This window comes from Kitasatospora phosalacinea (assembly GCF_000716545.1).
GTDB lineage: Bacteria > Actinomycetota > Actinomycetes > Streptomycetales > Streptomycetaceae > Kitasatospora > Kitasatospora phosalacinea.
Map to the genome: position 1 here is coordinate 34,632 of NZ_JNWZ01000055.1, position 11,462 is coordinate 46,093.

Consider the following 11,462-nt stretch of genomic DNA (forward strand, 5'->3'; position numbering starts at 1 on the left):
CGGTATTCAAGCAGTATTTCGCCGGCGGTCCGGCCGGACGTCAAATCCCTTTTCCACCAGGCCATTCGAAGGAGTGAAACATTTCCCGGTCCGGGGTGGACGGGGTGCGCGGGGCATAAATTCGGAGGCAGGGCTTATCCGCCCGTCCAATCCATACAATCCGATGAGAGTTTCATGGGTGCCACTACTTCCCCGGGTACCTCTCCGGGCGTTCCCTTCTTCACCCAGGCCGCGACCTTCGAATCCCTCTGGCCCACCACCCGGCGCCACCTCGACGAACTGATGGACCGCGGCAAGTACTCGCACGGCCCCAAGGTCGAGGAGTTCGAGGCCGCCCTCGCCGCCTGGACGGGCGCCCGGCACGTGATCGGCGTCAACAGCGGCACCGACGCCCTGGTCCTGCTGCTGCGCGCCGCCGGACTGCGCCCCGGCGACGAGGTGATCGTCCCCGCCTACACCTTCGTGGCCTCCGCCACCTCGGTGGTGCTGGCCGGCGGCCGCCCGGTCTTCGCCGACATCGACCCGGTCACCTACAGCCTCGACCCGGCGAGCGTCGAAGCCGTCCGCACCGACCGCACCCGGATGGTCATGCCCGTCCACCTGTTCCACCAACTCGCCGACCTGCGCGCCCTGCTGGGCTTCGCCGACCGGCACGGACTGACCGTCGTCGAGGACAGCGCCGAGGCCTTCGGCATGCGCTGGGACGGCGTCCACGCCGGCCTGCACGGCGCCGGCGGCGTGCTCTCCTTCTTCCCCACCAAGACCCTCGGCGCGCTCGGCGACGCCGGCGCCGTCCTCACCGACGACCCCGCCCTCGCCGAAGCCGTCTCCGCGATGCGCCACCACGGCCGCACCGGCCGCACCCTCGACGACTTCCCCACCATCAACCGCCCCACCGAACTCCTCGGCACCAACAGCAAGATGGACGACGTCCAGGCCGCCGTCCTGCTCGCCAAACTCGGCCGCGCCGACCAGGACATCGCCCGCCGCGCCCGCCTCGCCGCCGCCTACACCGAACGCCTGACCGGCACCCCCGGGCTCACCCTGCCCACCGTCGTCCCCCGGGACGCCGCCACCGACCCGGTCTGGTACGTCTACCTGGTCGAGTCCGACCACCGCGACGAACTCGCCGCCCACCTCGCCCGGCACGGCATCCAGACCGAGACCTACTACCCGACGCCGCTGCACCTACAGCCCTGCTTCGCCGAACTCGGCCACCGCCCGGGCGAGTTCCCGCACGCCGAAGCCGCCTGCGGCCGCGCCCTCGCGCTGCCGCTCTACCCCGACCTCGCCGACCACGACCTGGACCTGGTCAGCGACCTGGTCCGCGACTTCCAGTACGGAAAGCAGCGGTGACCCGCCGATGACCACCACCGACACCGTGACCGACACCACCATCCCGTTCTTCCCGCCCGACCTGTTCGAGGCCGACCGGGACGTGCTCCTCGACGTCGTCCGCGAAGTCGCCACCGACCCGGCCCAGCGCTTCATCCTCGGCGAACGCACCGCCCGCTTCGAGGAGGTGCTGCGCGCCGACCTCGGCAGCGCGGACGTCATCGCCTGCGGCAGCGGCACCACCGCGCTCACCCTGGTCCTGCGCGCCATGGGCGTCACCGCCGGCGACGAGGTGATCGTCCCCGCCTTCGGCTGCGCCCCGCTCGCCAACACCGTCCTCGGCGTCGGCGCCACCCCGGTCTTCGCCGACATCGACCCGCACACCCTGGTCATCGACCCGGACGCGGCCGAGGCCCTGGTCACCCCCCGCACCAAGGCCCTGATGCCCGCCCACGTGTTCTCCGTGATGGCCGACATGCCGCGCCTGCGCGCCCTCGCCACCCGGCACGGCCTGCGCCTGATCGAGGACTCCGCGGTCGCCCAGGGCGCCGTCCTGGAAGGCCGACCCGCCGGCACCTGGGGCGACGCCGGCGTGTTCTCCTTCGTCCAGGTGAAGTCCTTCGGCGGCCCCGGCGAAGGCGGCGTCGTGGTCACCGGCGATCTCGAACTCGCCCGCACCGTACGGATGCTGCGCAACCACGGCCAGGACGGCACGCACCGCTTCCGGCACCACCTGATCGGCCTGAACAGCCGCTTCGACGAGATCCTCGCCGCCTTCCAACTGCGCCGCCACCCCGGCCTGGCCGGCCGCCTGGCCCGCCGCGCCGAGATCGCCGCCCACTACACCGAACGCTTCACCCCGCTCGCCGCGCACGGCGTCGTCCCGCCCCCGCCCGGCACCGACGGCCGCTGCTACTACGTCTACACGCTGCTCGCCGAACGCCGCGACGACCTCAAGCGGCACCTCGCCGCGCACGGCGTCGAGAGCCACGTCTACTACCCCCACCCGCTGCCCCACCAGCCCGCCTTCGCCGCCGCTGCCCCCGACGGCCACTGGCCGCACGCCGAACGCGCGGCCCGGCAGTGCCTCTCCCTGCCGGTCTACCCGCACCTGACGGACGCCCAGGTCGAGCGGATCACCGAAGCCGTCCTCAGCTTCCCGACCTGACCCGCCGCCCGGTGGGCGCCTGCGCACGCAGGCGCCCACCCGCCGCGACGACTCAGCCCGCCGCCCCCACCGCCTCGCCCGCCCCCACCGCCTCGTTTGACCGCGCGGCCGCCGCCGCCAGCTCCGCGACCACCCGCCGGTCCGGTTTCCCCGACCCGCCCAGCGGCATCCGCTCCAGCAGCACCAGCCGCTCCGGCAGCTTGTACCGCTCCAGGCCGCACGACTCCGCCAGGAAGAACGTCAGCCCGGCGAGGGTCAGGCCCCCGCCGTGCGGCACCGCGCAGACGCACATCCGCTCACCGAGATCCGGGTCCGGCACCGGCACGCACACCGCCTCCGCCACCTCCGGATGCCCCTCCAGCAGCCGCTCCACCTCCGCCGTGGAGATCGACACCCCGCCCCGGTTCACCAGCTGCCTGGTCCGCGCCAGCACCCGCAGCGAACCGTCCGCCTCCAGCACCCCCCGGTCACCGGAACGCACCCAGCCCCCGTCCACCCGCAGCCGGGCGTCCAGCTCCGGCTCCCCGACGTGGCACAGCGGCGACATCGGCCCCAACGCCTGCAACTCGCCCGGCACCCCCGCCGGCACCGGGCGCCCGTCCGGCCCGCACACCCGGAACTCCGCGACCCGCGGATCCGGCCGCCCCACCCGCAGCACGTCACCGTCCGGATCCGTCCACCGGACATGGCAGTTCAGCCCGTCACTGGCCCCGTACACGTTCACCACCGGGCAGCCGAACCGCCGCAGCGCCGCAGCCAGCACCGCCGGGGACAGCACCGCCGAACTCGACACCACCGCCTGCAACGAGGACAGGTCCTCACCCGGCGACGGCGGCCGCTCCGCCATCCGGCGCAGCATGGTCGGCACCGCCGCCAGGTGCGTCGGCCGCCAGCGCCCCACCGCCGCCAGCGCCCCCACCGGGTCGAACCGCTCCCCGGTCGGCGGCAGCACCACCGTCGCCCCGCACCGCACCAGCGCCACCACCGCCAGCGACCCGTACGCCGTCGCCGGGCTCACCAGCAGCAGCACCCGGGCCGGCCCGCCGTCCGCGGTCTCCAGCACCCGCTCCACGTAACGCCCGCGGCCGCCGGCCAGCGCGTTGTGCGAGTACGCGATCAGCTTCGGCACCGCCTCCGACCCCGACGACACCAGGATCCGGGCGGGCGCCTCCGCGTCCACCGCCGCCGGCACCCACTCCGCCCGCTCCGGCCACGGCGCACCGTCCAGCACCACCACCTCGCGCAGATCCGGCAACTCCGGCCGCAACCCGTCCACCAGCCCCTTCCACTCCGGCACGGTCACCACGGCGTCCACCCGCGCCACCCCCCACACCGCCAGCAGATCCCGCCGACCGTGCCCCGGCGTGCACGGCAGCACCACCGCCCCCAGCGCCGCCACCGCCAGATCCACCGCCGGCGCCCACCGGTCCGCGGGCACCTTCACCCCCACCACCGACCCCGGCCCCACCCCACGGGAAGCCAGACCCGCCGCCAACCCCCGCACCAACCGGCCCAGTTCCGCGTACGAGAGCTCACCGCCCCCGTCCACCACGGCCACCCGCTCCCCGTCCGCCGCCACCCGCTCCGCGAACAGCTCGTACAGCCCCCGCCCCGGACACCGCCCCTCGGCCACCCACCGCTCCCGCAACCCCCGGTCCACCCGATCGGGGAACTCCACCCCGGCCACCGAAACCCACGTCACAGCCACGCTCCCGTCCACCGATCCACCGGTCCATTGATCCACCGAACAACCGAACGATCCGCCCGCCCGCTCACAGCCCGAACTCCCACGGCGCGCGGACGAACGCGCAGCCGTCCGGGCCGAACTCCAGCGCCGCCGCCAGCCGCGGGTCGCGCACCAGGGCGCCCAGGTCCGTGCACACCCCCGCCCCGCCGCCCGGCGCGTCCGCGCCGCCCGCCGCCCCGCACAGCAGCCGGGCCGCCGACAGCAGCGAGGACTCGACCCGCTGCGCCCGCCCGGTCCGCTCCCGGGCCTCCAGCGCGGCGACCGTCCCCGCCGCGCAGACCAGGCCGCCCAGCACGTCGCAGACGGTCAGCAGGGTGGGGCGCGGCGGCAGCCCGTCCGGGGCCAACAGCGCGGCCAGCCCGGAGTGCGCCTGCACCGGGTAGTCGGTGCTCAGCCCGGGCCCGCCGCCGCTGGCCTGGGCGTACACCAGCCCGGGGTGCAGCGCGGCGACCGTTTCGGCGTCCAACCCGAGCCCGGCCACCTTCGCGGGCGCCAGGCTGTGCAGCAGCACGTCCGCCCCGCCCAGCAACTCCCGCACGGCGGACCGTCCTTCCGCGCTCCGCAAGTCGGCCTCCAGCACCCCCTTGCCGCGGTTGAGCGCCGCGAACCGCGCCGACACCGCGCCCGCGGCCGCCCCGCCACCGGCCTGCGCCATCGGCGGCACACCGCGCAGCGGGTCCCCGCCCGGCGGTTCGATCCGCACCACGGTGGCCCCGAGCAGCGCCAACACCCGCCCCGCCACCGGGCCCTGGACCCGCCGGGCGATCTCCACCACCGTCACGCCGCCCAACGGCCCGCCCCCGGAGCCGAGCCCGCTCCCGCCCGCCGCAAGCCCCGCCGTCGGGAGCCCCGCCGCCGGAGCCCCCACCGCCGCCCCCGCCCGCAGCCGCCACGGCATCCCGCCCAGCACGGCCGGCCGCCGGGCCGCCTCCGTGAGCTCCACCCCGCACTCCGCCGCGACCCGCGCCAGCCGCCGGTACCCGAACGCCCGCGCCGCCGCGAACAGTTCGGCCGGCAGCGGGCAGACCGCCGTCCCGTACCTGGTCTGGAACGGCAGCCAGCCGCGGCCCACCACCCGCCGCTCGACGCCCAGTCCGGACCAGAACCGCAACCAGCCGTCCGCCTCCAGCGCCTCCAGTTCGAACCACACCCCGTCCGCCGACACGAACGGCGGCCCGCCCGTCCCGTCCGTCCGGCCCGCCCCGCCCGGCTCGCCGCACCCCCCGTCGGAGGCGTCGGCGACCGAGGCCGCCGCCAGGTACTGCGACAGCCCGAGCAGCGCGGCCTGCGCCACCGACACGCCCACCTCGCGGTACGCCGCCCCCAGCCGCCGGGCCCGCAGCGCGGCCAGCACGCCGGTGGCGGCCAGCACCCCGGCCGCCACCGAGGCGAAGTCCACCCGCAGCGGCGTCGGCCGTCCGTACCGCCGTCCGTGCACGTGCATCACCCCGCAGGCCGCCTGGACGTCCGCCTCGCTGTCGAGCGCGAGCTCCAGCGGCCCGGCCCAGTCGATCCGGCAGGCCAACCCGCCGCCGACCTCCAGCGGTTCGCCCTCGCCGACGTCCACCCCGGAGGCCCGCAGCAGCCCGGCCGCGACCTCCCGCGCCACCCGCGGCCTGGTCCCGAGCGCGGCGCCCCTCACGGCCGCCGCCCGCGCACCGCGTACACCACGTTCGAACAGGCCCGGAACCGGGGATCGGTGAACAGGGCCCGCAGCTCGGCGAGTTCGTCCTCGGTCAGCCCCTCCCGCAGCAGCGCCTCCCGCAGGTGCCAGGTGTTGTGCGACTGCATCTCCAGTTGCGGCGTCCCGGGCGCCAGCGTGCCGATCCGCACCTCGGCCTCCACCCCGGTGAAACCGGCCCGCACCAGCGCACCGGCGCACTCCCGCCCCCAGCCCTGGTGCGAGCCGCGCGCCCGGAAGGCCCGCAACTTCGCCTGCTGGTAGCGCCGGTAGAGCTCTCCGGCCCGCTGGTCCGGGACGGTGAGCACCGGCGCGTACTCGGCGTCGAACTCCAGCAGGTGCAGCACCCCGCCGGGCCGCAGCGCGGTGAACAGCCGGGCCAGCACGGCCTCCCGCTCCGGCAGGTGGGACAGCACCAGCCGCACGTGCACCAGGTCGAAGGCGCCCTCCGGCAGTTCGTCCCGCACCACGTCGTGCCGCAACACCGTCAGCCCGGGCCGCCCCGGCACCGGCAGCGGCACCAGGTCGGTCGCCAGCACCGAGCCCCCGGGCGCCACTCGACCGGCCAGCCAGAGCGCGATGCTCCCCGCCCCGGTGCCCACGTCCAGGCAGCGCATCCCGGGCCGCACCCCGCCCGCCCGCAGCGCGCCGACGCTGATCGGGTCCAGCCACGCGGCCAGGCAGCGGTGCTGCCCGGCCGCGTGCGCGCTCCCGTTGTCGAACAGGTACGACCCCAACTCCCCGACCGCGCCCGCCATCAGACCCGCTCCGCCGAATCCGCACCCGCCGCCGCTGCCGCCGCCGAAACCGGAGCCGCCCCCGCCGCCGCGTGCGCGAGCACCCGCCGCGCCGCCAGCTTCCCGGCCCGCACCGCCCCTTCGCTGCTCGGCCGCAGCATCACCCAGTCCCCGGCGTACTCGACCGCCCGGGTCGGCCGCTCCAGGAACGCGGCCCGCTCCCGGACGGCCGCCGGCGCGCCCTGCGGCAGCCCGAGCGGGAAGCGGTGCACCAGCGTCCGGACGGTCGCCTCCCGCAGCCCGGGCAGGAAGCGCTCGGCCTCCGCGCAGAGCACCTCCGCCACCCGCTCGTCGGGTTCGCCGAGCAGCCCGGGGGAGGCCCACGGCGAGGCGAACACGCTGACCAGCCCCTTGCCCTCGGGCGCCCGCCCGTCCGTCTTCAGGTGGTCGAGGATCAGCCCGGTGCACACCCGGCTCTCGCTCTCCGGCACCGACAGCGCGTAGCTCGGCGCCCCGGTCGGGCTGGGCAGCGGCCGGTCCAGCAGGCAGGCCGCCTTGAGCATCGGCGCGTACGTGCTGGCCTCCAGGTACGGCCGCTCCCCGTCCGGCAGGTCGTCCCCGCGCAGCCGCAGCGCCAGCGGCGCGGGCACCGCCAGCACCGCCTGCCGGGCCCGCACCCGCGCCCCGTCCGCGAACTCCAGCAGCACGCCCCCCGCGTCCTCCCGGACGGCGGACACCCGGCGGCCCAGCTCCACCGGCAGCCGCTCGGCGAGCCGGCGGGCCAGCGTGTCCATCCCGTCCCGGTAGGTCATCCAGCGCGCCCCGGCCCCGCCGACCGACAGCAGGGTGGCCACCATCGGGGCGACGGCCGAGCTGTCCGGCCGCCAGCCGAAGCAGTGGCTGGAGAGCGGCTGGAGCATCGCCGCGAGCAGTTCCTCCCGCCCGGCCGAGCCGGTGCAGAACTCGCTCAGCGTGGCGTCCCCGCTGGGCGCGGTCTCCGGCCGGTCCGGGTCGAACCCCCGCCAGGCGGTGGCGAGTTCGGCTGTGAAGCGCAGCCAGGCCCAGCGGCCCCGCCAGGACAGCCCGGCGCCGGTCAGCAGCCCTTTCGGGTGCCCGAGGTGGGCGTGCGCCCGCCCGTTCCGCCACAGCGCGAACCCGGGCTCGATCACCGGCACCTCGGACTCCGGCACGCCGACCGCCCGGATCAGCTCCCAGGTGGCCTCGTACCCGGCGCCGGCGATGGTCTCCGCGCCCTCGTCCAGCAGCCACCCGTCCACCCGGCTGGAGGCCATCCGCCCGCCGACCCGGTCCGCGCCCTCGTAGACCCGCACCGACCGTCCGGCCGCCGTCAGGTGGTGCGCGGCGGACAGCCCCGCGATCCCGGCCCCGACCACCGCGACGTCGACCTCGACCTCGCCGCCGACCTCGTCCACGTCCCACTCCCCACTCACGTCAACCCACCTCCGCCGGGCCGCGGTTCACGTCCACAGCCCGGTGCCGATCGGGGCGCTGCCGGCCAGCACCCGTTCCCGCAGCTCGTGCCGCCGGACCTTCCCGGTGGCCGTCCGCGGCACCTCGTCCCAGCCGACCACCAGCGGCTCGGCCAGCGGCGGCAGGTCGCGCACCGCGGCCCGCCAGCGCGCCGGGTCGAGCCCGTCGCCGGAGGTGACCAGCACCGGCTGCGGGCGGCCGTCGGCGACCGAGAGCAGCACGGCCTCCTCGACGTCCGGCAGCCGCTCGTGCAGCACGTCCTCGATCTCGACGCAGCTCATCCCGGGCACCATGTCGACCTCCCGGTCCAGTACCAGGATCCGGCCGTCGCGGGTCCTGGTGCCGAGGTCCCCGGTGTTGAACCAGCCGCCGTCGAGCTTGCGCCGCCAGCGCTCCGGCTCGTCCAGGTAGCCCAGGCACAGCGCGCCGGTGCGGGCGTGCAGCATCCCGGCCTGCCCGGGCCGCGCCGCCCGCCCGGGCCGCCGGGGGTCGGCGACCCTCACCCGCACCCACCCGGGCACCGGACGCCCCAGGTCGCGGGTGGTCGGGTGCCGCCCGCCGGCCGCGGCCAGCGCCCCGCGGGTGAGGAACCGGAAGCTCAGCGGCCCGGTCTCGCTCTGCCCCCAGCCCTGCATCCACAGCGGGCGCCGCCGCCGGGTGGCGTCCAGGAACGCCCGCACCGTCGGCGGGTGCATCGCGTCGAAGGTCGAGATGAACAGCCGCACGTCCCGGAACGGGTTCGAGCCCGCCGCCGAGCCCGCCAGCCGCTGCCAGCGCACGTAGCTGGACGGCAGCGCCTCCAGGACGGTCGGCGGGTGCTCGCGCAGCAGCGCGGCGGCCGTCGCCGGGTCCGGGTCGGGCAGCAGCACGACGGTCCTCGGCGCCCGCCAGAACGCGCTGACCGTCCAGGTCAGCGCCCGGCCGTGGGCGAAGGAGATGGCGCTGGCCACGGTGTCCCCGCGGCGCACCGACAGCACCGGCCAGGGCCGCGCCTCGAACGCGGACAGCCGCCGGATCAGCGTCCGGGTGGAGTGCACCACCAGCTTGGGGACGCCGGTGGTGCCCGAGGTGTGGATCACCGCCAGCGGCTCGTCCTCCCCGCGGGTGCGCACCGCGGGCACCGGCCCGCCGCGCAGCTCGTCGACCGCCAGCGCGCCCTCGGCGGGCCCGTCCAGGCACACCGTCCGCCCGGCGAGCGCGGTCAGCTCCACCCCGGCCGCCCGCGCCCCGTCCAGCACGTCCCGCTGGGTGACCAGCACGTCCGGCCGCAGCCGCCGCAGCAGCGCGCCCAGCCCGTCCGGCGGCACCCGGTCCGACAGCAGCGCCGGCACCGCCCCGATCCGGGCGGCCGCGCAGGCCAGCAGCACGTAGTCCCAGTGGTTGTGCTTGACCACCGCCACCGAGGAGCCGGGCCCGGCCCCGGCGGCCACCAGCCAGGCCGCGGTCTCCCGCACCAGCTCGGCCAGCGCGGCGGTGTCGTACGCGGTGCCGCGCTCCGGCGCCAGGTCCAGGGGGCGGCCCAACCTCACGTCCACCGAGGGGCGTTGCTCGGCCAGCGTGTCGAACAGCGGCCCCAGGTCGAGCGGCAGCCGGCGCAGCAGCGTCCCCGTCCCGCCGGTCACAGCCCACCGCCGAACACCACGAGCGCCAGGTCGGTGCCGACCAGCAGCGCGCAGCACACCCGGTGCAGCCGGATGCCCAGCCGGCGGGCGAGCAGGATCTCGCCCCGGACGAACCCGAGCACCCACTGCCTGGCCCGCAGCGCGATCACCGGCGCCATCACCAGCGGGAACCACCAGGGCGCGAACCCGGCCACCGCCGAGCCCACCAGCAGCACCGCCTCCAGCGCCGAACACCCGGCCACGAACGCCGCGTTGCCGCGCGGCGACAGCAGCACCGCGGCGGTCTTGCGCCCCACCGCCCGGTCGCCGGCGATGTCGTTGGTGTTGGAGTACACGCCGAACAGCAGCGGGCCCAGCCCGAACACCAGCGCCTGCACCACCGCGAAGCCGTCCGCCCGCCCGGTCAGCAGCCCGTACAGCGGCAGTACGAAGAACCAGCCGAGCGCGGCCAGGAAGACCTCCTGGAAGCCGTTGTAGCTGATCCGCAGCCACCAGGTGTACTGGAAGCCGAACACCGCCAGCGCCGCCGTCCCGGCCACCGCCCACCCGGGCCGGGCCGGCGCCGCCGCGAGGGCCGCCGCCCAGCACAGCACGCACGCCGCGACGGTCGCCCACCCGAACCTGATCGCCTGCCGCTCCGTCAGCGTGCCCGCCACCAGCGGCTTGCGGGCCAGTCGCCGGGCCGGCGCGTCCGGCCCGTAGTTCACCGCGTCGCTGCCGTCCCGGTACCCGGTGACGTCGTCGAAGGTGCACATGGCCGCGCTCATCGCGACCTCGCCGCCCAGGAACAGCACCAGCACCGCCAGGCTCGTCCCGGCCCCCGCCCCCGCCCCGGAGGCCAGCGCCAGCGCGGCCGCCAGCGGCACGCTCAGGTAGTAGTCCCAGATGTCGAGCTTGGCCAGCCTGGCGTACGCCCGCCAGGGGACGGGGGCCGCCTCGGCGGCAGCGGGAAGTGCGACGTGCTCCACGGGAAACGCAGTCCTCTCGACAGCGGCCGCGACCCGGGACGCGACTGCCGCGGGGGGCCGGAGACAACGGGCCGACCGCGCTGACGGCGCGCCAATTCGTCACGAAGGACGAGAAGTCGGCGGTCGCCATCATGACATAGTGCGACCGTTCGGGCGCATTCCTGTGATCAATCGAAAAGCGGGCGATCGGCTGTTCCGCCGACCGCCCGTGCGATCATCCGATCGCATTTCCACCGGCATTCGTCAGGCCGAGAAGCTCCCCGCCCCACCCGGCACGTGCGTGCCGTAGCCCGGCTGCACCGCCACCGACGGGCCCAGGCAGAACGGGTTCCCGTAGACCTTCACCGGACGGTCCGTCTGGTTCGTCAACACATGTGACAGGGAGGGGAGTTGATGGCACCCGACCGGATCGGTGTAGGTGTCCAGCGGCTGCGCCTCGGTCGAGAACACCACCACGTCGCCGACCGCCGCGCGCGGCGCCGCGGGAGCCGGGGCGGCCAGCGCGAGCACCGAGCCCGTCGCCATCAGGGAAACCAGAATCGCTCGCACAATCATCCTTAATGAGCACACGATTCCCGCGTCCGTCGCGGGACCACCCCATCGCTACCGTGTGCACACCATCGAACTCCAATCCCGCCCGCCGGATTCACCCGCCCGGCCGGAACCCGCCCCCGCCCGCCCCGCGCCACCCGCACCACCGCACGCCCCTCCAC

General features: G+C 76.0%; 9 protein-coding genes. 2 read left to right on the forward strand and 7 right to left on the reverse strand.

What is annotated here, in order from left to right:
* Nucleotides 1-174: 174 nt before the first annotated feature.
* Both OO48_RS24925 and OO48_RS24930 read left to right on the forward strand, forming a co-directional pair.
* Complete coding sequence (locus OO48_RS24925) at nt 175-1,356, forward strand: DegT/DnrJ/EryC1/StrS family aminotransferase (RefSeq protein WP_033220059.1); 1,182 nt, start codon at nt 175-177, stop codon at nt 1,354-1,356.
* Nucleotides 1,357-1,363: 7 nt separating this feature from the next.
* Nucleotides 1,364-2,503 (forward strand): DegT/DnrJ/EryC1/StrS family aminotransferase, encoded by a 1,140-nt coding sequence (locus OO48_RS24930; protein WP_033220061.1) that lies wholly within the window; start codon nt 1,364-1,366, stop codon nt 2,501-2,503.
* Between the two features lie 52 nt (nt 2,504-2,555).
* Here the strand turns inward: OO48_RS24930 and OO48_RS24935 are convergent, their stop codons facing one another.
* From OO48_RS24935 to OO48_RS24965, 7 genes are all read right to left on the reverse strand, one after another.
* Nucleotides 2,556-4,205 carry a class I adenylate-forming enzyme family protein gene (locus OO48_RS24935; protein ID WP_033220091.1) on the reverse strand — a complete coding sequence of 550 codons (1,650 nt, stop codon included), beginning with the start codon at nt 4,203-4,205 and terminating at the stop codon, nt 2,556-2,558.
* Between the two features lie 70 nt (nt 4,206-4,275).
* Nucleotides 4,276-5,859, reverse strand: a complete 1,584-nt coding sequence (locus OO48_RS24940) for a CoA transferase (RefSeq protein ID WP_051732715.1) — start codon at nt 5,857-5,859, stop codon at nt 4,276-4,278.
* A 29-nt stretch (nt 5,860-5,888) separates the two neighbouring features.
* Complete coding sequence (locus OO48_RS24945) at nt 5,889-6,689, reverse strand: class I SAM-dependent methyltransferase (protein ID WP_033220065.1); 801 nt, start codon at nt 6,687-6,689, stop codon at nt 5,889-5,891.
* The gene (locus OO48_RS24950) at nt 6,689-8,119 is read right to left on the reverse strand and encodes a protoporphyrinogen/coproporphyrinogen oxidase (protein WP_245194791.1); all 1,431 of its coding nucleotides are present in this window, start codon (nt 8,117-8,119) and stop codon (nt 6,689-6,691) included. The genes OO48_RS24945 and OO48_RS24950 overlap by 1 nt, the downstream gene beginning before the upstream one ends.
* Before the next feature lie 27 nt (nt 8,120-8,146).
* Entirely contained in the window at nt 8,147-9,781 is a 1,635-nt protein-coding gene (locus OO48_RS24955) for a class I adenylate-forming enzyme family protein (protein WP_209439539.1), read from the reverse strand.
* Nucleotides 9,778-10,749 (reverse strand): UbiA family prenyltransferase, encoded by a 972-nt coding sequence (locus tag OO48_RS24960; RefSeq protein ID WP_033220068.1) that lies wholly within the window; start codon nt 10,747-10,749, stop codon nt 9,778-9,780. The genes OO48_RS24955 and OO48_RS24960 overlap by 4 nt, the downstream gene beginning before the upstream one ends.
* Before the next feature lie 243 nt (nt 10,750-10,992).
* Nucleotides 10,993-11,304 (reverse strand): hypothetical protein, encoded by a 312-nt coding sequence (locus OO48_RS24965; protein WP_033220070.1) that lies wholly within the window; start codon nt 11,302-11,304, stop codon nt 10,993-10,995.
* Between the last annotated feature and the right edge of the window lie 158 nt (nt 11,305-11,462).